At 53.8% G+C, this 19,723-nt stretch carries 30 protein-coding genes; 3 read left to right on the top strand and 27 right to left on the bottom strand.

Going from position 1 to position 19,723, the window contains the following annotated elements; all coding sequences use genetic code 11:
- Nucleotides 1-5: 5 nt before the first annotated feature.
- The 26 genes from E3E26_RS09500 to E3E26_RS09375 form a co-directional block, all read right to left on the bottom strand.
- The gene (locus E3E26_RS09500) at nucleotides 6-452 is read right to left on the bottom strand and encodes a 50S ribosomal protein L19e (protein WP_012571042.1); all 447 of its coding nucleotides are present in this window, start codon (nucleotides 450-452) and stop codon (nucleotides 6-8) included.
- A gap of 10 nt (nucleotides 453-462) precedes the next feature.
- On the bottom strand, nucleotides 463-843 hold the full coding sequence (locus E3E26_RS09495) for a 50S ribosomal protein L32e (RefSeq protein ID WP_167901097.1): 381 nt from the start codon (nucleotides 841-843) through the stop codon (nucleotides 463-465).
- A gap of 10 nt (nucleotides 844-853) precedes the next feature.
- Nucleotides 854-1,408 (bottom strand): 50S ribosomal protein L6, encoded by a 555-nt coding sequence (locus E3E26_RS09490; protein WP_167711036.1) that lies wholly within the window; start codon nucleotides 1,406-1,408, stop codon nucleotides 854-856.
- A 10-nt stretch (nucleotides 1,409-1,418) separates the two neighbouring features.
- Nucleotides 1,419-1,811 carry a 30S ribosomal protein S8 gene (locus E3E26_RS09485; protein WP_012571039.1) on the bottom strand — a complete coding sequence of 131 codons (393 nt, stop codon included), beginning with the start codon at nucleotides 1,809-1,811 and terminating at the stop codon, nucleotides 1,419-1,421.
- An 11-nt stretch (nucleotides 1,812-1,822) separates the two neighbouring features.
- Nucleotides 1,823-1,993, bottom strand: a complete 171-nt coding sequence (locus E3E26_RS09480) for a 30S ribosomal protein S14 (protein ID WP_012571038.1) — start codon at nucleotides 1,991-1,993, stop codon at nucleotides 1,823-1,825.
- A 1-nt stretch (nucleotide 1,994) separates the two neighbouring features.
- Nucleotides 1,995-2,546, bottom strand: a complete 552-nt coding sequence (locus tag E3E26_RS09475) for a 50S ribosomal protein L5 (RefSeq protein ID WP_167901096.1) — start codon at nucleotides 2,544-2,546, stop codon at nucleotides 1,995-1,997.
- A gap of 11 nt (nucleotides 2,547-2,557) precedes the next feature.
- A complete protein-coding gene (locus E3E26_RS09470; RefSeq protein WP_167901095.1) occupies nucleotides 2,558-3,289 on the bottom strand; it encodes a 30S ribosomal protein S4e in 732 nt (243 codons plus the stop codon).
- On the bottom strand, nucleotides 3,289-3,654 hold the full coding sequence (gene rplX, locus E3E26_RS09465; RefSeq protein ID WP_167730762.1) for a 50S ribosomal protein L24: 366 nt from the start codon (nucleotides 3,652-3,654) through the stop codon (nucleotides 3,289-3,291). Before rplX ends, E3E26_RS09470 begins: the two co-directional genes overlap by 1 nt.
- Before the next feature lie 10 nt (nucleotides 3,655-3,664).
- Nucleotides 3,665-4,090: a 50S ribosomal protein L14 gene (locus E3E26_RS09460; protein WP_012571034.1), complete on the bottom strand. Its 426-nt coding sequence runs from the start codon at nucleotides 4,088-4,090 to the stop codon at nucleotides 3,665-3,667.
- A gap of 5 nt (nucleotides 4,091-4,095) precedes the next feature.
- Nucleotides 4,096-4,431 (bottom strand): 30S ribosomal protein S17, encoded by a 336-nt coding sequence (locus tag E3E26_RS09455; RefSeq protein ID WP_012571033.1) that lies wholly within the window; start codon nucleotides 4,429-4,431, stop codon nucleotides 4,096-4,098.
- Entirely contained in the window at nucleotides 4,428-4,805 is a 378-nt protein-coding gene (locus tag E3E26_RS09450; protein WP_012571032.1) for a ribonuclease P protein component 1, read from the bottom strand. Before E3E26_RS09450 ends, E3E26_RS09455 begins: the two co-directional genes overlap by 4 nt.
- Nucleotides 4,691-4,957, bottom strand: a complete 267-nt coding sequence (gene yciH, locus E3E26_RS09445) for a stress response translation initiation inhibitor YciH (protein WP_206204400.1) — start codon at nucleotides 4,955-4,957, stop codon at nucleotides 4,691-4,693. Before yciH ends, E3E26_RS09450 begins: the two co-directional genes overlap by 115 nt.
- 36 nt (nucleotides 4,958-4,993) lie before the next feature.
- Nucleotides 4,994-5,194 (bottom strand): 50S ribosomal protein L29, encoded by a 201-nt coding sequence (gene rpmC / locus E3E26_RS09440; RefSeq protein ID WP_167894555.1) that lies wholly within the window; start codon nucleotides 5,192-5,194, stop codon nucleotides 4,994-4,996.
- Complete coding sequence (rpsC, locus tag E3E26_RS09435; RefSeq protein ID WP_167901094.1) at nucleotides 5,191-5,817, bottom strand: 30S ribosomal protein S3; 627 nt, start codon at nucleotides 5,815-5,817, stop codon at nucleotides 5,191-5,193. The genes rpmC and rpsC overlap by 4 nt, the downstream gene beginning before the upstream one ends.
- Nucleotides 5,818-5,822: 5 nt before the next feature.
- The gene (rplV, locus tag E3E26_RS09430; protein WP_012571028.1) at nucleotides 5,823-6,293 is read right to left on the bottom strand and encodes a 50S ribosomal protein L22; all 471 of its coding nucleotides are present in this window, start codon (nucleotides 6,291-6,293) and stop codon (nucleotides 5,823-5,825) included.
- Nucleotides 6,294-6,303: 10 nt separating this feature from the next.
- Complete coding sequence (locus tag E3E26_RS09425; RefSeq protein ID WP_167901093.1) at nucleotides 6,304-6,705, bottom strand: 30S ribosomal protein S19; 402 nt, start codon at nucleotides 6,703-6,705, stop codon at nucleotides 6,304-6,306.
- 2 nt (nucleotides 6,706-6,707) lie between these two features.
- Entirely contained in the window at nucleotides 6,708-7,427 is a 720-nt protein-coding gene (locus E3E26_RS09420) for a 50S ribosomal protein L2 (RefSeq protein ID WP_167901092.1), read from the bottom strand.
- 13 nt (nucleotides 7,428-7,440) lie between these two features.
- Nucleotides 7,441-7,701, bottom strand: coding sequence for a 50S ribosomal protein L23 (locus E3E26_RS09415; RefSeq protein WP_012571025.1), 261 nt, complete (start codon nucleotides 7,699-7,701; stop codon nucleotides 7,441-7,443).
- Between the two features lie 6 nt (nucleotides 7,702-7,707).
- Complete coding sequence (rpl4p, locus tag E3E26_RS09410; RefSeq protein WP_167901091.1) at nucleotides 7,708-8,475, bottom strand: 50S ribosomal protein L4; 768 nt, start codon at nucleotides 8,473-8,475, stop codon at nucleotides 7,708-7,710.
- Nucleotides 8,476-8,485: 10 nt separating this feature from the next.
- Nucleotides 8,486-9,529 (bottom strand): 50S ribosomal protein L3, encoded by a 1,044-nt coding sequence (locus tag E3E26_RS09405; protein ID WP_012571023.1) that lies wholly within the window; start codon nucleotides 9,527-9,529, stop codon nucleotides 8,486-8,488.
- A 1-nt stretch (nucleotide 9,530) separates the two neighbouring features.
- Complete coding sequence (locus E3E26_RS09400) at nucleotides 9,531-10,301, bottom strand: putative RNA uridine N3 methyltransferase (protein WP_167901182.1); 771 nt, start codon at nucleotides 10,299-10,301, stop codon at nucleotides 9,531-9,533.
- 1,291 nt (nucleotides 10,302-11,592) lie between these two features.
- Nucleotides 11,593-12,057 carry a hypothetical protein gene (locus E3E26_RS09395; protein ID WP_167901090.1) on the bottom strand — a complete coding sequence of 155 codons (465 nt, stop codon included), beginning with the start codon at nucleotides 12,055-12,057 and terminating at the stop codon, nucleotides 11,593-11,595.
- A gap of 302 nt (nucleotides 12,058-12,359) precedes the next feature.
- On the bottom strand, nucleotides 12,360-12,596 hold the full coding sequence (locus tag E3E26_RS09390) for a hypothetical protein (RefSeq protein WP_167901089.1): 237 nt from the start codon (nucleotides 12,594-12,596) through the stop codon (nucleotides 12,360-12,362).
- A gap of 223 nt (nucleotides 12,597-12,819) precedes the next feature.
- The gene (locus E3E26_RS09385) at nucleotides 12,820-13,962 is read right to left on the bottom strand and encodes an RNA ligase (protein WP_167901088.1); all 1,143 of its coding nucleotides are present in this window, start codon (nucleotides 13,960-13,962) and stop codon (nucleotides 12,820-12,822) included.
- 125 nt (nucleotides 13,963-14,087) lie between these two features.
- Complete coding sequence (locus tag E3E26_RS09380; RefSeq protein ID WP_167901087.1) at nucleotides 14,088-14,636, bottom strand: 50S ribosomal protein L16; 549 nt, start codon at nucleotides 14,634-14,636, stop codon at nucleotides 14,088-14,090.
- A gap of 88 nt (nucleotides 14,637-14,724) precedes the next feature.
- Complete coding sequence (locus E3E26_RS09375; protein ID WP_167901086.1) at nucleotides 14,725-15,891, bottom strand: MFS transporter; 1,167 nt, start codon at nucleotides 15,889-15,891, stop codon at nucleotides 14,725-14,727.
- 164 nt (nucleotides 15,892-16,055) lie between these two features.
- Here E3E26_RS09375 and E3E26_RS09370 point away from each other — a divergent pair, with 164 nt between their 5' ends.
- Together E3E26_RS09370 and E3E26_RS09365 are read left to right on the top strand one after the other, a co-directional pair.
- Entirely contained in the window at nucleotides 16,056-17,210 is a 1,155-nt protein-coding gene (locus E3E26_RS09370) for an alanine--glyoxylate aminotransferase family protein (protein WP_167901181.1), read from the top strand.
- A 31-nt stretch (nucleotides 17,211-17,241) separates the two neighbouring features.
- Nucleotides 17,242-18,003 carry a hypothetical protein gene (locus E3E26_RS09365; RefSeq protein WP_167901085.1) on the top strand — a complete coding sequence of 254 codons (762 nt, stop codon included), beginning with the start codon at nucleotides 17,242-17,244 and terminating at the stop codon, nucleotides 18,001-18,003.
- Nucleotides 18,004-18,005: 2 nt separating this feature from the next.
- Here E3E26_RS09365 and E3E26_RS09360 read toward each other — a convergent pair whose 3' ends face one another.
- A complete protein-coding gene (locus E3E26_RS09360; RefSeq protein ID WP_167901084.1) occupies nucleotides 18,006-18,599 on the bottom strand; it encodes an ATPase, T2SS/T4P/T4SS family in 594 nt (197 codons plus the stop codon).
- A gap of 193 nt (nucleotides 18,600-18,792) precedes the next feature.
- On the opposite strand from E3E26_RS09360, the gene E3E26_RS09355 reads away from it, so the two are divergent.
- Entirely contained in the window at nucleotides 18,793-19,701 is a 909-nt protein-coding gene (locus tag E3E26_RS09355) for an asparagine synthetase A (protein WP_167901083.1), read from the top strand.
- Nucleotides 19,702-19,723: the final 22 nt, after the last annotated feature.

Raw genomic sequence — 19,723 nt, 5'->3', positions numbered from 1 at the left:
TCACCTCACTCCTTCAGTATGCCGTGCTCCTGCATGAACAGGTAGAGCTGCCTCTTGTTCTTGAACTGACCACCCTTGGCCCTGATGTAGAGCCTCCTGTAGGTGTGCTCGTCTATCTTGCCCTCGGCCTTGAGCTTCCTGAGCTCCTTCCTGAGGGCCCTGATGGTCATCATCCAGCGCTCCTTCTTGCCCATCCTGGCGGTCTTCTTACCCTTCCTGCTTCCCGGGCCCCTGTGGCGGCCCTTCTTCCTGGCCTCCTGGTAGGCCCTCGCCCTAGCCCTACTCTGGCCCTTGATGGGCTTCTTCTTTATGACGCCATCGTTGATGAGCCTCTTTATGTCCTCCCTCGTGATGGCAGCGGCGACGTCATCAATCCTCTCAGGGTCAATCCAGACCCTGTTCTCACCGCACTTCAAAATGTCAGCGGCAATCCTTCTCTGCATCTTGAGCATCAGTCTCACCTCACGGGTTGAGTACCTTCACACCAAGCTCCTTGGCCCTAGCAAGTATCATCTCTCTCTTCCTCGCGCCGACGGTCCTCGCTATCCTGGCAGCCTGCCTGGTCGGGTCAATTGCTTCAAGCTCCTTGACGTTGTGGACGAGGACTTCCTCGTAGCCGCTCGGGTGGAGCCCACGGACGAGCCTCGGTGAGCTCCAGCCTATGCTCGGTGAGCGGGCCTTACCCTTCTTCTTGAGCCTCATCTTGCTGTCAATACCCTTAGGCCTGCGCCACTTGGGGTCGTTCTTGAACTTCGGATAGCGCCACCACTCCTGCCTGAGGAACCTGGGCTTCTTCCTCTTGAGCCTGGCCCTAATCCTAAGGAGTCTCGCTTTCTCGTTCATTTCTCACACCTCAGAACTTTATCGGCTTACCCGCCTTCTCAACTATGTAGATACCGTCCTGGAAGACTCTCCTATCCCACTTGGTTATCCTGGTGGCCTGCTCGATGTTTGCGGCGGTCTGACCAACTGCCTCCTTATCAATGCCCTCGACGATGACCTCTGAACCCATGACCTTGACGGTAACACCGGGCAGTATCTTGGCCCTCCTCGGGTTCTTCTCACCGAGGAAGTTCTCGATGACGACCTCGTCACCCTGAACCTTGACGGTCATCGGGAAGTGACTGTAGACGACCTTGAGCTTGTAAGTGAAGCCCTCGGTGACGCCCTTGATCATGTTGGCTATGTGGGCCTTAAAGGTCCTCGCTATGGCGATGTCCTTCTTCCTCGGGAACTCCTTGTAAATGACAACCTTACCGTCCTCGGTGAATATCTGAACGCCCGGGTACTTGAGCTCCCTCTCGAGCTCGCCCTTCGGGCCCTTGACCTTGACGACGTTCCTCTCAATGGTGACCTCGACTCCCTCTGGAATCTCAACCTCTTCCCTTACCCACGCATCTATCGGCATCTCTCTCACCTCAGTAGACGTAGGCTATCAGCCTTCCGCCGATTCCCTTCTCTATGGCCTCTTTGTGGGTCATGACGCCCTGGGAGGTCGAGACGATGAGGATACCGAACTCGAAGGCCGGAAGGAACCTCTTCTCCCAGGCCTCGTACTCCCTCGCCTTGACCGGGAACCTTGGCTTTATCGCACCGGCCTTGTTTATCTTGCCTATGAGCTGCACCCTGTAGATGCCGGCCCTTCCGTCGTCGATGAACTCGAACTCACCTATGTAGCCGTTCTCCTGCATAACCCTGAGGACCTCTCCAATGAGCTTGGAAGCGGGCTTTATGTAAACCTCCTTCTTTCCGACCCTCTCGCTGTTGGTTATGTGGGAGAGAGCGTTAGCCAGCGGGTCAAGCAAAGTCATCTCCTCTCACCTCACTCGTACTTCTTAAAGCCCAGCTTGGGGGCTATCTCTCTAAAGCAGTGCCTGCAGAGCATCAAGCCATGGATCCTGATGATTGGGCCGTACTGTCCGCAGCGGACGCATCTCCTGGCGCCCTTTCCAAACTTCCTCGGCTTCCTCTTGTTGTAGTCAGCCTTCGCCATCTCACAATCCCTCCACCTGGACGTTAAACTCCTCCATAGCGAAGACGATACCCTCTTCCTTGGTCAGCTTGTGCCTGTTCGGTATCTTCTTCCTCTGCCTCCTCCTCTTGGCAACCCTGAATCCAGGCCTCTCAAGGGTAACGCAGACGTCCATACCAAAGATGCCTATCTCAGGGTCGTACTCGACGCCCGGGATGTTGATGTGCTCGTCTATACCAAAGCAGAAGTTGCCGTGCTCGTCAAAGTTGCTCGCCTTGAGCTTGTTGTCAACCGCAGCGAGGAGCCTCCTGAGCATCTCCTCAGCCTTCTTGCCCCTGAGGGTGACCTTCACAGCGATAGGCTCGCCGCGCCTGATTCCGAAGTCCTTGTTGGTCTGCTTCGCGCGCCTCCTTATCGGCTTCTGGCCGACGAGCTGCTCGAGCATGGTCTCGGCCTTGGTAAGCCTCTCACCGCTCTCGCCAACTCCAATGTTGATGGTGACCTTCGCAATCCTGGGCTTCCTCATGGGGTGAGCTTCCCAGTCAGCAAGTATGGCCTCTCTGTTGATCTGCATCTCATCTCACCTCACGGAAGGGAAATCTCCGGCTTGTCCTTTCCAACCACGAAGGCGTACTCCTTCAGGGTGTCGAAGAGCTCGCCGTTCTCGTCCTCGATGGTGACGACATCCGGCCATCCCATCGGGAACTGCCTGACCTCGACGACCTTACCTTTCCTTGCGACGTTCTTACCCTGGGTAACGAAGACGTAGGCACCGACCTCGAATGGGATGACCTCGATTATCTCCCTCTCCGGAACCTTCATGAGAACAGTGTAGGCGGTCATGAACCTGTCCTTCTCGCTGAGGGCAACGAGGTGATTGCTTCCGTCGTGAAGGTTGAGCTGAACCTTGGCTCCCTTGACCATCCTCTTGTTGCTGATCCTGAGCGGCTTTATGTTAGCCTCCTTCTCAGTTATCGGGTGGAGTATGAGCTTGCCAATCCTGTTCGGAAGAACCCTGTAGTGCTCACCAGTCTCGGGGATGGAAACGACGTCCATTATACCGACCGGGAACTTGTAGTCCTTCCTAACGCGGCCGTCAACGAGTATCCTGCCCTCGTTGAGTATCTTCCTGGCCTCGCGAGCGGTCTTGGCATAGCCAAGGTAGTCCCTGACGATGTAGAGCAGCGGAATGGAGGTCTTCATGCTGTGCGGGCCGGGTCTCGGCCTAACAGCCCACTTGTAGGCCTTCCTCTCAATATACCACTGATTTGGAGCGGCAAGCCTCTTAAGGTGCCTCTTAGCGCCTTTCCTCGCCATCAACCAGCCCTCCTCTCAATTATCTTCTCCCTCTCCTCGTCCTCGAGGTTGAGCTCGACTATCATAACGTTCGACGGGTGAACCGGGTAGAAGACCTCGGTACCGTCGACCTTCTTCTGGGTAACGCCCTCGACGTAGATCCTGTACCTCTTGAGGTTGACCTCAACGACCTTTCCTTCCTTGCCCTTGTAGTCGCCGCGCATGATTTTGACCTTGTCGCCCTCCCTTATCGGAAGGCTCCTCACGCCGTACTTCTGCCTGAGCTCCTTGCTCAGGGTGGCGCTCATTATCTTGCTCCTAAGGTGAAGGGGAGCGTTGTAGAGGAACTTCCTCTGCTTCCTCGGCTGCTTGGTATCCAACTTCATCATTCTCACCTCACAACACAATGCTCGCTATGCTACCGAGCCTAACCCACCTCTCGGCGGCCTCTCTAGCTATGGCACCCCTGATCTCGGTTCCCCTCGGAACACCCTCCGGGGTGACTATGGCAGCAGCGTTGTCCTCGAACTTAACGCGCATGCCATCGAGCCTTCTGTACTCCTTCCTCTGCCTGACAACAACTGCCCTAACGACCTGGTGCCTTATGTCCGGCCTTCCCTTCTTGACGGTGGCGACGACCATGTCGCCGACGCCGGCACTGGCAAGCCTCCTCCTAGTTCCCTTGTAGCCAACGACACCGATTATCTGGATGAGCTTGGCACCGCTGTTGTCGGCGACCTTGAGGTAGGCGCCAATCGGCAGAGCGCGGGTCGGCCTGACGGGACTAATACCTCTCGTAGCACCTGCACCCTTCTTCGCCATGGTTATCACCTCTCCTCTGCCCTCTGGAGTATGCCAACGACGACGAAGCTCTTGGTCTTGCTAAGCGGCCTGGTCTCAGCAATGAGAACCTTGTCGCCGGGCTTGGCATTGATGCACGGCGGGTTGTGTGCGTGTATCCTGCTCCTCCTGAGCTCATACCTCTCGTACTTCTTGAGGTAGTGGTAGTGCTGCCTCTCAACGGTAACGGTCCTCTTGGGCTTGTCGCTGATGACGATGCCCTCAAAGTATCTGCCGTGTATCTTGAGGTTCCCGTGCCAGGGGCAGTGCGGGTCATCACACTTCTCAGCGGGAGGCTGAATCTTCAATCCAATCTCTCTCATCGTCTCCACCTCTTCTTCAATCTCATCTCGGGTCTTCCAATCAGTTCCCTTCCGTTGATCCGGATTCTTTTATCGCCAACCTCAAACTCGAGCTCCACCACGTCCTTCGGGATAACCCAGACCCTCTCACCACATATGGTGAGGGTGTTCCTCGTCTCATCAAGGACGTAGCCCTCGATGCCAACCAGCTCTGGATGAGATGCCCTTATAATTTTTGCTTTCAACCCTATGAGCTCGTGCCAGAGGATGTTTTTCGCCGTCACTCGATTTCTATCAAGTCCTCTGAAAATCCAAGGTCTGCTAGCAACTTCTTGACCCTTTCTCTGTGGTCTCCCTGGAGCTCTATCCTTCCCTTCTTTACCGTTCCGCCGCATGCCAGCTTCGCCTTCAGCTTTTTGGCTATATCCTCGAGGTCAAACTCCTTCTCGTCTATGCCCTCGATTATGGTTTTAAGCTTTCCGTAGCGGGCCTTCTCTATGTAAACTCTAATCCTCTGCTGCTCCTTCAGGACCTCCTTAAAGAGCATCTCATCCAGAGGGTTAACAATCCTAGGCACTAACCATCACCTTTTCTCCCTAAGCTTCTCTTTCTTTATGGTAAGCAGGCGCGCGATATCGCGCCTGATGTTGCGGATGACCATGGGGTTCTCAAGAGAGGCCCCCATGGTAAGCACACCCCTCTCCTTGGCAAGCTCGAGGCGGAGCTCCCTGATCTTCTTGTCGATCTCCTCAATGCTCATCTCTCTAATCTCGCTCGGCTTCATTCTTCACTCACCTCTTCCTCCTGGATGGGCTTCTCGATGACCTCAATTTCGTCCGGGAGCTTGGCGTCGGGCGGCATGATGGAGACCTTGACACCTATGACGCCGAGCTTGAGCAGGGCCTGGGCATAGCCCTTGCTGACGAGAGTCTCGGCCGGGTTTCCGACCTTGGCAAGGTAGCCCTGGTAGAACCTGACGCTCTTGGCTCTCTCTCCGGTGAGCTTGCCGCTGAGCCTTATCTCGACACCCCTGGCGCCGTTCCTCATGATGGCCCTTATGGCAGCGTAGGCAGCCCTCCTGAAGTGGACACCCCTCTCAAGGGCCTGGGCGAGCCTGACGGCCTGGACCTTAGCGTTGAGGTAGGGGTTCTTGATCTCCTCAACCTCGATCTGCGGGTTCTCGAGGCCAAACTGCCTCTCAAGGATCCTGGTGAGCTCTCTAATGCGCCTACCGCCCCTTCCGATGACGTAACCGGGGTTGGCGGCGAAGATGATGACCTTGGTTCCGAGCGGGGTCTTCTTGATGTCTATACCACTATAACCGGCGCGCCTAAGCTCCTTCTCAAGGTACTCGTCGATGAGCATCTCCCTAACGCCTTCCTTGATGAAGTATCTCTCGATCGCCAAACGTCTCACCTCCTAATCTCCTCAACGACTATCTCGATGTGGGTGGTCTGCTCGTTGAACGGTGTGGCCCTTCCGAAGGCCCTCGGGATGTATCCACGGAGCACTGGTCCCCTGTGGGCGGCAGCGTGGATTATCTTGAGCCTGTCTGGGTCGAGGCCCTTCTGCTCTGCGTTGTTCTTGGCGTTGAGGAGGACTTTCTTAACGGCCTTGGCGACCTTGACTGGGTAGCGACCTGGACCGAAGCCCTTGCCCGGCTTGTGGCCCTGGCTGTCGTTGAAGCGCCTCATTGGAACCGGCCTCTTGAGGGCAATAACGTCGTCAAGGTACTTGAGTGCGTCGTTGAGCATCATGCCCTTTATCTCCCTCAGGAGCTCAACGCTGTGCTTCGGGGAAATCCTGAGGTCCCTTCCGCTCGCACGAGCCATCCTCTCGGGGTCAAAATTTTGGAATGAGTAGGAAAACCTGCCCCTGCTCATCTAAACCACCTCACTTGATGGCCACGAACATCGATGACCTGGTTGCACCGACACCAGGCGAGCCGTGCTGGACGATCTTCCTCGTGAGAGCAAACTCACCGAGGTAGTGGCCTATCATTTCCTCCTTAATCTCGACTGGAACGAACTCCTTTCCGTTGTAGACGTGAATGGTCATGCCGACCATCTCTGGAAGGATGACCATGTCCCTGCTGTGGGTCCTGATGGGCTTGTTGTACTTGCCCTTCTTAGCAAGCCTGATCTTCCTGAGGAGCTTCTTCTGCTCGGGGCTGAGGCCCCTCTTAAGGCTCCTCCTCTGCCTCCCAGGGAGGAGCTTAGCAAAGTCCTCGAGTGACATGTTGAGCAGTTCCTCGAAGGTGTAACCCCTATACCTAAACTCCTTCTTTCTCGCCATCTTCACTTCCTCCTACCAGTTCTTCTCGCGGCTATGTGACCAACCTTCCTTCCGGGCGGAGCTCTACGCGAAACGGTGCTCGGCCTGCCGATGTGGTGCTCCTTACCACCGTGTGGGTGGTTGACGGCGTTCATCTTGACACCCCTCGGCTTCGGCCAGAACCTGTTCCTTGCCTTGGCGATGTAGTATGCCTTTCCTGCCTTGACTATGGGCTTCTCGAGCCTACCGCCACCGGCAACGACACCAATGGTAGCCCTGCACATTGGGTTGAACTGCTTGAGCTCGCCGCTCGGAAGCTGGACGATGACCTTGTCCTTCTCCCTGCTGACGACGAGGGCGTAGGCACCGCCAGCGCGAACGTACTTACCGCCGTCTCCAGGGGCTCCCTCTATGTCATAGACGTAGCTTCCCTCCGGTATCATGGCAAGCGGGAGGGTGTTGCCTATCTTGATTGGAGCGTTCGGTCCTATGGCAATCTCCTCGCCGACGAGGATTCCCTCGGGAGCGATAATGAGCTTCTCCATGCCATTCTCGAACTTGACGCGAGCCACTGGAGCGGTCCTTCCAGGGTCGTGGAGTATCTCAACGACCTTACCGACGATGGTCTTCTCCTTTGTCAGGTTGAGCGGAACGTACCTGACGGCACCCCTGTACCTGTGGGAGGGGGCCCTAAAGGTCGTGGTTCCCTTACCTCTCCTCTGTTGAATCAAACTCTTTCCCATCTCACTCACCCCGTCAGAACAATCCTATCCTGGCAGCAATCTCACTTGCGCTGTACTCAGGCTTGAGCTTCACGTAGGCCTTCTTCTCTCCCCTCATGGTGATGAGGGTATTGACCTTCTCGACCTTGACGTCGAACATCGCTTCCACGGCCCTCTTGATGTCCTGCTTGGTGGCGCGCCTGTCAACTATGAAGGTGAGCTTGTTCTCGTTCTCGATCATGGCAACGGCCTTCTCGGTGACGACCGGCCTGATAATAACCTTGTATGGGTCCATCTCTCATCACCCGTAAATCTCCCTAAGCCTCTCTATAGCGCCCTTGGTCCAGATGGTGAGCCTTCCCGGGTGGGTACCCGGAGCGAGCAGCTCGACGCCGAGGTTCTCGACGGTGACGACATCGACACCCGGGTGGTTCCTGGCTCCCTGGACGATTCCCTCGTTCTTGGCGACAACGATGAGCGGGCCCTTGGCCTTCTTGTAGCGCCTTCCGCGCATCTTACCCTTACCGGCCCGTATCTTGGTGTTCTTCTTGGCCCTCTCTATGTCGTCCCAGACGCCGAGCTTCTTGAAGATCTCCCTAGTCTGGGCGGTCTTGAAGACCTTCTCGAGGTCGTCGACGACAACGAGCGGAACCTGCGGAATGTTGTCAACGATGTGACCTCTGGCCCTAACGAGGTCGTAGTTGGCGGTGGCAGCTATGGCGCTCATGATGGCGAGCCTGCGCTCCTTCTTGTTGATGTCCTCCCAGATTATCTTCTCGACCTTCGGCGGGTGGGTCCTCCTTCCGCCCCTCGCGAATGGGACGAAGGCGGCAAACCTCGGGGAGGTCTTTATCCTCTCAACTCTCGCCATTCCGTGGCCCTTTCCGATGTTCTCTGTGACCCTTCTCTTTCCAGCGAGCGGGTCCCTACCCTGGGGCTGAATCCTGTGGGTCCATGAGGCGATGACAGCCCTCCTGATGAGGTCGGGCCTGAAGGGAGTGGCAAAGACCTTTGGAAGCTCTATCTCCTCGACTGGCTCGCCTTCGAGATTGAAAACCTTAACCTTCATCTATCTCACCTCACTGCTTGGATTCCCTACTGATGTAGGTTATCTGCGGCCTCTCAACGGGCGGCTTCTTCTTCGGCGGCCTTATAGCCGGCCTGACCCTGATTATCCTCTTGAAGGAACCCGGTATAGTGCCCTGTATCATGAGGAAGTCGCTCCTTATGATGCCGTAGTGCGGGAAGCCTCCCTTCGGGGTAATCTCTATCTCGTTCTTCTCGTCGAGCTTGAGCTTGCCGTTCTCGCCTATGGCGATGAGCCTCTTGTTGAACTCAGTCCTGTGGTGGAAGCCCATCTGACCGGCCTGCGGAACGGTCCACATGACCCTGGTCGGGTGCCATGGACCAAGGTTACCGACGTGCCTGCCCTTTCCAGCCCTCTGGGCCTTGTGGAACTGGATCTTTATTCCCCACCTCTTGACTGGGCCCTGGGTTCCCTTGCCCTTGGTGACGGCTATGACGTCGAGGAGCTCTCCCTCGTGGAGAACCTCGCTCGCGCGGAGCTCCTTGCCTATCTTCTCCTTGGCGTAGTCAAACTTGGCCTTGACGTCGTCGCCACCGATGGCGTACTCCATAACCTCGGGCTTCTTCTTGAGCTTGATGAGCCACGGCTGGGTGTGGACGAGCAGTCTGACGTCAACTATCTCGCCATCGTTGACGAGGTCCTCAAGCTGGCCAAGCTTGGCCTGGAAGGCCTCCTCGTTGTAGTCCTTCGGCAGGGTCTTTATCCTCCTCTTGACGTAGTCGTTGAGCTCGTGGAACCAGACCTCGGTGGCAGTTTCAAGTCCGAGGTAGCCCTGCCTGTAGGCCCTGATGCCGTAGACGAAGAGCGGCGGGACCTCGACTACCGTGACCGGCATAAATATCTCCTTGCCCTTGGTGAGCCCTGGCCTGTCGTCTATCATGAGGATGTGGGTCATGCCAGCTTTGTAGCCGGCGAAACCGAGCATCCTGACCTCGCTGTCCTTCGGCCACTTCCTGATTCTCGGGACTATGCTCTTAGCCCTCTTTCTTGGGGAGTAAGCCAATGAACCTCTCCTTGGCCTGTGTATTTTTCCCATCTCAATCCCTCCTTATGAGATTAAACACCGCAAGGGTGGCCAAGACGGCCTCCTCGGTGCGGACGGTAGCTGTCCGCTGATTTGGAATGGTGTTGAGGATTAGATCAAAGGGATAATCCTCCTCGCCGAGGAGCTCCATCACGCCCTTCCTCGGTGAGCCGAAGATGAATCCGACCTCCCCCTCGAGCGGGGGAAGCTTCACGTCTCGAATGTCTTGCCCCTTCCTGGAGGTGGCGATTGCCAAGTCAAGCCCGGCCTTTTTAAGTGTTTTTGCTAAGGACTTTTTCGTGAGGTGCACCCTGTATCCCCAGTACTCCTCTGGCTTCGCTGGTATGACCCTAAGCGGCCTCGTTGAGACAATTCTGAACGTTGCGCGCCCCTCAACGTCCCCCTCTACCAAAGCGAGCTCGTCGAGGCCGATGTCCGCCAGCGTCCTTTTCCCCCGCCTGAAGGCGAAGCCTTCACGGATTTCTCCAACCTTGGGCTTGCCCTTGAGCTTGTGGTGGGGCGTTCTGAGCGGGGGAATCACGCCAACGTACTTGAGTTCGGGCATGAGGGGGAAGAGCCTCTTCCTGAGGTACTGGGGCGTTTCCGCGTACTCGAGGATGAGCTTGATGAACCTTCCGTCCTTCCCGCCGGCCCTGTAAATCCAGATGTGCTCGACGCCGAATATCGCTGCCGCCCTGGCTATCTGTCCAACTTTGTACGTCCTGATTTTCGGGTCGTCGGTTTCTTCGAGGAGCGAATCGGGAATGAAGATGTGCCAGGCCATTTTTCCGTCATCCTTCGCTATGAGTACTCTAAAGCTGAGGGGAAGTCTATGGAGACTATTTAAAAGGCTTTCGAACCCTTCCACCCTTTTTTGGGTTTGGAGGTGTACAAAATTTTTGCAATCAGCCCTTGCTTGCGCAAGCGCTGGCGGAAAATTTGTGTGAGATTTTGGAATGCCAATTTTCGGCAGGGTTACTCTTCAGATGGCAGTTTACAATGTTTCACCCCCCACAAGGCGTCCAAAGGACGCCAAAAAGGATGTGAAACCTCTTCAATGACTCATTTTAGGGATTAAACCCTAATTTAAAAGTGCTGCTTTAATAGTGCACACTTTTATTCTCTGTCAATTTGGCAGAAAGGGAACTCTTTTGGTCAAGCTTTTTCTAAAAGCTTGTTCGCCTTCGCGAAGTTTGAGCAAGGTTGGTAGCTCCTTACTGAAATATCAATTCTCAGGTGGTTTTTTATTATCGGAGAATTTAACACAAAGAACCTCGACTCCAAAATACCCCTTTAAGAGGGGTTTACCATTTTTGACGCCCTATGGGCGTCTTTTTTCAAGCTAAACCCCATCAAAAGAAAGAACCAAGACAGGTTCTCACTTAAAACGTTGGCACCTGACTTGAAAACCTCCGTATTCAGAGCATAACTACAACTAAGAGCTACGAACTTTTGGTGAAGCTTTTTCCAAAAGCTTCCTGTACTCTCAAACCCCCGATGCGGGGTTTCACCCCACGGAAGGAAACTTTGCCTTCGCAAAGTTTCATCAAAGTTTGTACGTGCTTTTCAGGTGCCCTAATTCTAGAGGCTTTCCTCCTTAAGCAGATATTTTTCTAAGATGGGTTTACTTTCAGTAGCGCCCGAAGGGCGCGGAAGGGATAAACCCAGCAAATATTGACTACTCCACCCAAGAAAGCCCCCTAAAACTCCCCCTATTACAAAGCACGTACGAACTGCTCCAAGACGATTAAATAGTGTCAGAACCATTTGGTCAAGCTTTGCACAAGCAAAGGTTGCTGGGGGGCTGACGCCCCCACACCCCCAACTTTGCTTGTGCAAAGATGCCTTGTGCCCAACCGGAAGGATGCCTAACTTGCAGGGGTGCAAGTTACTTGTGGGGGTGCAAGTTAGTGCCATTCCCACGTGCCGGAAGATTGGCTCCTAGCAACTCCAACTTCTCGGCCCTGCTTAAGAACCTCGTGAAGTCAGGTTACGTGGAGAAAGAAACAGGAGGTATAGAATCTCAGACCCCGTGCTGGAGAGGGTCTTCATGGAGCTCTAAGCGGGAGTGATGCTCAGAGTTTCTTTATCTCTTCCACCCTGTCAAACTCACCCCGCTTTATAATCTCAACCGCGAAGGCTGTGAGGCCAATTTTTTGGAGGTTCTCCGGGGTCAGCCTCTCCCTTGAGAGCTCCCCAAGCATCGAGGTGAGCTTTTTAATGGCCTTTTCCTTCGCGCTCTCGGAGTAGTCCGCGAATTCCAAGGCTTTGAGGATGGAGAGGACTTCGAGCTTGAGGCTTTCTGGGAGGTTTGCGTTCTGGAACTCCACCTGCTTGAACTTCGGTGCTGGTGGTTTCTTCCCGCTGATCTCCGCCAAGAACTGCCGGAACTCTTCAAGTTCTGGCTCGATGTCAATGCCCGCTTGTTTGAGAATGTGGAAAGGATCGTCTGCCACGCCGGATATTGCCTTGCTGACTGCATGTACCTTTTCGGGGTCTCTGAAGTCAGGCGGCATCTTGTCAACTATCTTGATAGCCAACTCGAGAGCCTTTTGCAAATTTCTCCTCGTAGAATCCTTATCTATTATCAGGTGACGATCCTCCAGCTGTGTTATTAGTTCTTCTATGAATGAGTCTGGATCTTTCTTTATGTCATCATAATATAGATCTTGTATTACCCAGTTGTCCAGGGCCTCGCGGACAGCCTCGCCTATGGAATCTATGCTGCTTCCGGTGTGGTGGATTAATGCAAGGGTAAGTAATCCGTGGAGTATTGGGAATCTTGCTGCGCGGGGATCTCGCTCAGCTCTCAGTTTTTGATACTCCGCTTTTTCTATGTGGGTTATATATATCCTTCAGGCATCTTCTTTGTTCCCAGGGCTTTTGAAACCCTGTCGTGCCGCCCTTCGGGGTCTGCCCTCGCCAGTATTTTTAGGAGACCTTCATTAGCGTTGCTGTATAGGGATGCAAGATGTCTTACAGACTCTTTTGGCAGGCCGTATTTCCTTGCCCATTCCTCTAGCATTTCCTCGTAACTCTTCTTCGGCTTTTCCTCCTTTTTCTTTTTCTTGAAGAACATCACACCACTCCTCAAACTTCTCCCCCAGGAGAAATAAGCCTTTCGAGACTCTCGAGCTATAAGGCCCTTCTTGGATCCACAGATTTTCGAATTCCAATTATATAATCGTGCGTCGAAAAATGAAAACGGCCAACGAGATGATAACCGCGATTATCATAATGGCGATTATCATTCCCAGCGCTTTAATAGAGAACGCCTGCCTCAAAAACAAAGCGAGAGAAACTCAGTCCACAAAAGCCAATCCGTTCCACAGTTCTCTAATCTCGCGCGTGGCATCTGGGTAAACTCGCTTGAAGGTTATCCTCCAGTAGCCGTTCTTCAAGTCCTCGATGTCCTCGATATGGATCTTAACTCCGAGCCTCTCGAAGTGGGTCACCATTTTATGGGCGGTCGTTATGTTCTTGACCCTCACCGTGAAGACCTCCTCGACCTCGCCGCCGTTGGCCACCTCGTGGATGCTCTCAACGAAGGGCCGTAGCAGTGCCTTCCCCAGGGCTTTGGCATACTCATCGAACTCCTCACCCTTGATGTGCTTCTCCGCTAGATAGAAAGCGAGGCGCTTAATCCGCTGCATGAAGTAGCCGTGTGGCAGGTCAAAGAATATGTGCGAGCCTATCCTGACGTCGTTGATGTTAGCGTAGGGCGTTACGTACTTCGCCACCTTCTTCATGTCGGGGCTCTTCATGACGATTCCTTCTCTTCTCTCGCGGTGGAGCCTCTCAATGAGGTCGTAGAGGTCGTCAATGCGGCGTCGATCATAAACTCCGAACACTTCAACGTGGGGAATTCCATATTCTTCAGCGAGCTTCAGCCTTTCCTCTACGGAAAGGCTCTTCCCACTCCCCTTCTCCTGGATGTCAAAGAGGAAGAACTGAATATCCTCCTTCACGTAGGGCGGACCTTCGACGAGGTAAGGGCTTTCAGGCCCGGCCATCTCCCCAGCCAGAACGAGGTTCGGGTAGTCTCTGAAGAAGTCGAAATTTATGAAGTCCTCAACCCTCTCCGTCGTGAAGGGACAGACGAAGCCTCCTCTTGTGAGGGCGAGAACCTTATCTCCCACTTTAACGACTCTAACGTTGTATCCATCGACCTTCTCCTCGACGTAGAAAGGCCTGTTCTTGAAGACGCGCCTTATCCCGTTCTCAAGCTGGACGACGCGCTTTATGTGGGGAAAGCCCAGAACCACCTCGCCGTTCTCGAAGACGATGGTTCCACGCCTGAAGCCTTTGGCGGAGTCGCGGAAGCGGACGTATTTGATACCCTCAAACTCGTCTTCGACGAGGCCCCCCTTACCCTCGAGGACTGATAATCGCTCCTCAGGGATGCCGAGCTTGAGCAGAATGTTCCTGAAGTGAGAGCTTACCATCGTCTCACCAATCTAAGTGGGGTTGCATCGTTAATAATCATTATGAATATATGGCAAAGCTTCACGGAACAGAAAAGAGGTTAAGGGAAGCGCCGCGCTCCAGCGCTGCGCTTTAGCGTTGTGCGTCAGCGTTTCATGGTCGAGAGAACCTTGCTGGTAATGTCGTTGCCTTCCTTGTCGTAGATCCTGTAGTAGGCGCTGTATGGGAGCTTCATGGCAGCCCTGCGCATGGCCTCGAGGGCGAACTTGAGGTGGCCCTCGTTGACCCAGACGGTGAGTATCTTCTGATCCTTCTTAACGCGAGCGGCAAGGCCGATTGGCTTTCCGAAGGGCCTGCGCATACCGTTACCGTAACGATCTGCATTCCTTCCGGTAGCCATCGGATTCTCACGGAGAACCTGGAACGGGTAGACCCTTATCTTGAAGTGGTAGTTGCTCCTACCGACGTTCTTCTGGAGGTACCTGTTGACTTGTATACGGATGGCCTCAAGGGCGTTCTGCCTTATCTGCATGGCCTGCTCAGCGTGAAGGCTCACCTCGTACTGGAACTCAGCGGAAAGGTTGCCCATGTCGAAGATGGTTATCTTCGGACCGGGGGCACCGCGTATGTATTCCCTCCTCGTGTAAGCGGGCTTGTCAACGTCCCTATCAATCTTGGCTGGTCTCAGTCCCATACTCTCACCTCCAAATGAGCGTAAGCTAAGCCTAAACTTAGGCGAGTGGAGTGGCTTATAAAAGTTTTGGAAAGCCCGTCACCCCATCTTACTCCCCAGTCCCTTTAAGCTTAACGGACTCCCAGAGGAGTGCCAGTGAAAACGGCAGGAAGGAAAGCAGGGCGAGGTTCAACGTTACGCCCACGCTTATTTCCCCGAGCGAGTAGGCCAGGCCGAAGAGCATTCCCCCTGCGAAAGTCGAGAGGTTCTGAATTCCGTTCACACCGCCTATAGCTAATGAAGAGCGATAGTATGAAGCCAAGACTTTCCTCGAAATCGGTCTGAAGCTCTGGAAGGCGAAGAGGGCCATAAATATGCCAAGAAAAACTGTCGGAGCAGTCTTTACGGCAGCGAGGATTGGAGAGACCGCTGCCATAACTGACGTCAGAACAACCATCCTTCTCTCGCTCCTGACGTCGGCGAGCCAGGAGATGACGTAGCTGAGGAGTGCCGATAAAAAGCCTGCCCATCCGATAAGCGTCGCTGTTTTGGCTTTGTCCATGCCCAAAGCTTCGGAAACATAGATGTAGGTTATCTCACCGGAGGTGAAGGCAACTATGATCGCCATCAGCGACGCGATTATGAGAATCCTTTTTGGGTTGAGGCTCGGCTTCTCCCCATCGGGCGTTTTCTTTCTCTTGGGCACTATCCAGCCGTAGAGCAGGAAGTAGGCAAGGAGCATTATCACGCCGGTGAATACAAAGAATGCAGAGGCGATCCACATCTGACCGGACAAGCCAAGGTTAATGGTGTAGGCGTAAACGTAGTTGCCGAGGAGTGAAGCTATACTGCCAAAGAGGAAGTAAACCGATGTGACCCTTGCCCTTATCTCGTTTGGCGTAGTCACTGCTATGACAAATTGGGCCATTGGCCAGCTCAATCCATTGAGGAAGCCGTTGAGAAGCTTTATTCCGGCCACCTGAACCCAGGTGCTCGTGAGGGGGTAGAGATGGACCGCCAGAGCGTTGCCCATCATGGCCAGCGCACCGATGTAAACGAGCTTCCTGCCTCTCTCAAGGGTGAGACCACCAAGAACAGACGAAAATGCCCTTGCCAGGACAAATGACATGGAAACGATGGAGACCGAGAGCATTGAGGCCTGGAGAATATCCCTCGTGTAGAAGGCTATCGCCGGAGTCGCGAGGCGGAAAGCTATCGTTCCGGTGAAGGCGGAGATGATGAGCAGGATTATTCCAGCCAGGCGTTTGCGCTCCATCAAACCACCTTCTAAACGTTAGTGTGAAGCTTTTAAAAGTCTTGGTCAGGTCGAAAATTCTTCATTTTATTGCCTACAAAACGAACATAGCTTCGATAAGTTACGGGAAGGAACTAACGAACCCTTTTTATATTTCCCCTCCAACCTCCGCCGAGGTGATGCTGATGGAGCTCAGGTTCGACATGCAGTATGAGGACGCTTACAGGGAGCTCTACGAGATAGTCAAGCCGAAGTACAAGCTCTTCACGGCCGGCCCTGTTGCTTGTTTCCCGGAGGTTCTCGCGATAATGAGCGTCCAGATGTTCAGCCACCGCTCGTCTGAGGCAAAGGAAGTTCACGTTGATACCCTCAACAGGCTCAAAGCCTTCCTTGAGGCCGATAAAGGCGAGATAATCCTCTTCCCGAGCTCTGGAACGGGCTTTATGGAGGCCGCTGTGAGAAACACCATTCCGCGCGGTGGAAAAGTTCTCGTCACGATCATTGGCGCGTTTGGAAAGCGCTTTGCTGACGTCGTCAACGCCAACGGAAGGGAAGCCATTGTATTTGAAAAGGAGCCTGGAAAGGCCATCAAGCCAGAGGAGCTTGATGAAGTCCTCAAGAAGAACCCCGACGTCGAGGCCGTCACCATAACCTACAATGAGACCTCCACAGGTGTTCTCAACCCGCTTCCAGAGCTTGCCAAGGTCGTCAAGGAGCACGACAAGCTGCTCTTCGTCGATGCCGTCTCTGCCATGGGCGGAGCGGACATAAAGTTCGACAAGTGGGACATCGACCTCATCTTCGCGAGCAGCCAGAAAGCCTTCGGCGTCCCACCCGGTCTTGCCGTCGCCGCCGTCAGCGAGCGCGTTTTTGAGATAGCCGAGAAGATGCCCGAGCGCGGCTGGTACTTTGATCTGCCGCTCTACAAAAAGTTCAACGAGAAGAAGAAGGGAACGCCCTCAACCCCACCGCTCCCACAGATATTCGGCCTCAACGTCGTCCTCAGGATAATCGAGAAGATGGGCGGCAAAGGGGCCTGGCTCGATATGTACAGGAAGAGGAGCGAGATGATACGCGAGGGCGTCAAGGAGATGGGCCTCGGAATCCTCGCCGAGCCAGGCTACGAGAGCCCGACCATCACTGCCGTCGTCGTTCCTGAGGGAATGAAGGGCGTTGACGTCTACAACGCTATGCGCGAGAGGGGCTTTGAGCTCGCCAAGGGCTATGGAAGCGTCGCCGAGAAGACCTTCAGGATTGGAAACATGGGCTACATGACATTCGACGACATAAGGGAGATGCTCGACAACCTGAGGATGGTCATAGAAAAGCTTAAGGCCTGATGCTCCCTTTATATTTCTCCAGTGAAAAATAATGGCAAAGAAAAGATGGATTGCACTGTGGCTTTTCATCAATCTTCTGATATTTTGGAGTGTTGGACTCTACACTAGCGGATATTCCCTCGAGGGCTACCTCCCATGGGAAAGCGCCAAGATTCAAGAGTATACCCCCATCATCCACACCTTCCCCGGAGATGAACCTTACGGAATTCTATACATGGTGGACATAAAGGGCAACATCTACTACTACATCGTATGGGAGGACGAGTATTTTCACAACACGATAATCGACAGGCTCTACCGCTTCTTCCGTTCCTTGGTCTACGGCGGGAACACTTACGATATAGAGGTCGTGAAGGTCTACCCAGACAACAACAGTATATACCTCCAAACCTACGAGCACACCGATGTATGGGCAACGATGCAGCCCGACGGGAGCTGCCTCTGGAACGGGCAGACCATCCCCGACTGCACCGAGAAGAGAACCCACGTGAAAGTCTACGTCGTGACATGGAACCACATGCTCTCGCTGACTCCAGAGAACGGCACCATCAGGGTTGAGAACCTCCCTATGAGACACATGACGGTGGACGACTATGTTTCCCTCGGCATGTTCCGGAGAACCCAGAAGACCATCGGTGGTGTTACTGTAAACTCCCTCCTGATAGCAGTTCTGATAACCGTTCTGTTCAACGTGACTCTCTACGCCGGCTGGAAAAGGGGCTATCTATCCATGGAATACTACCGCAAACTGAAGGAAGAGATACACAAGGACCTTAAAAGGATAAGGAAATAAGCCTAAAGAAGCGGCTCGAGCTCCACTTTTTCTCTCGACTTTTTGACAGCGTATATCCTGTTGATCTTTCTGGTTCCAGTTCTGAAGTCCCTCTTAAGTTCGACCACAATATCAAACTTGCTCATGACGTCATTGTTTGCCCTTAGCCAGTGCTTGACTTCCTCGATTATATCGCCAGAGATGGCCAGCGAGGTCGCTATGAAGGTGTAGTCATCAAGGAGCTCGCTCAGAATCGTGGGCACGTGGACGGTGTGGATGGTGTCTATGACGATGTAGTCCGGGTTTATGCGCTTTATCTTTTCGATGACATCCTTGGTGCGGGCCTCAAGGCTTCTTGAGTCGAACTGCGTGTCTATGACTACTATGTTAGGCTTAAACGGCTTGAACTCCCCATAGGCCGTTATTACAGCGATTTTTCTGTCTTCAGGGATTAGATGAATCAGAGCCTCGACGAGCTTGGTCTTTCCAGACCTGCTGGAGCCAACGATTAGAACATCCTTTCTGTCGAGGAGAGCTTTCTTCAGAACTTCAAGCTGCTCCTCAGTTATCGTTCCGTAGCGCAGGAGGTCTTCAGGAGTAAATATGTAGACGCCCATGCTTTACCACCGTATAGGGTTCTCCTCGGGCATTATAACGCTATCGTTTACTCGTCCCCCTCTTCGTCAATTAAATTGTGATTTTCTGACATTTGTTCAAAATTAATCCGTATTTTATGTCTAATTTTGTCCAAAATTCAACTTTTCTTGCACAAAAGACATAAAGGTAAAAATCACTGACAAAAGCCAGGTGATGAAAATGAACGCTCTCCAAATTGTGACCCGAAAAATTGAACCAGTTATAGAAGTCCAGACGAGAGTAATTGACTATATGACAAGATACATGGTAGGCAAGGGCTTCAAGTGGATGCTCCCGGTGATGCTCAGCTCCATAACCGATCCCCTCTGGCCAGACCCTGCTGCTAGCGAGGCCCTAAAGCCGCCAGAAGTCGAGGTCTACGGCGAGAGGCTGAGGCTGACCCACAGCATGATACTCCACAAGCAGATGGCGGTAGCTATGGGAATTGACAGGCTCTTCATACTCTCGCCGAACATAAGGCTCGAAGGGAGAAGCGCCGACGATGGCAGACACGCCTACGAGTTTACGCAGCTTGACTTCGAGATAGCCTACGCGAGCATGGACGACGTCATGAGCCTCATAGAGGAGCTGATAAGCGGATTGTTCAAGGAAGCTAGGAGCTGGGGACTGGAGAGGGAAGTACCCAAGGTAAGGCCGCCCTTCAAGCGCTTCACCCTTGAGGAGATTAAGGCCGAGTTTGGAAGCGAGGACGAGGCCAGTAAGGCCATGGACGAGCCCTTCTGGGTGACGGACATTGAGAGGGAGTTCTACGACAGGGAGGACCCCGAAAGGCCCGGCCACTTCAGGAACTACGACCTCTACCTACCGGAGGGCTACGGAGAGGTTTCCAGCGGTGGCGAGAGGGAGTGGGAGTACGAGGTAATAGTCAGAAAAATGAAGAAGGCAGGCATAAGCCTCGACGCCTTCAGACCCTACCTCGAGGTCGCCAAAGCGGGCCTCCTGAGGCCGAGCGCTGGAGCGGGCATAGGCATCGAGAGGCTCATCAGGTACATGGTCGGGGCTGAGCACATAGCGGAGGTTCAGCCCTTCCCGAGAATCCCGGGGGTTCCGGCGGTTATTTGAGCTTCCAATCGTTATTTCCGTT

The sequence above is a fragment of the Thermococcus sp. LS1 genome, assembly GCF_012027395.1.
Classification (GTDB): Archaea; Methanobacteriota_B; Thermococci; order Thermococcales; family Thermococcaceae; genus Thermococcus.
The sequence above is the reverse complement of the archived record's forward strand: the minus strand, read 5'-3'. Positions and strand labels throughout refer to the sequence as shown.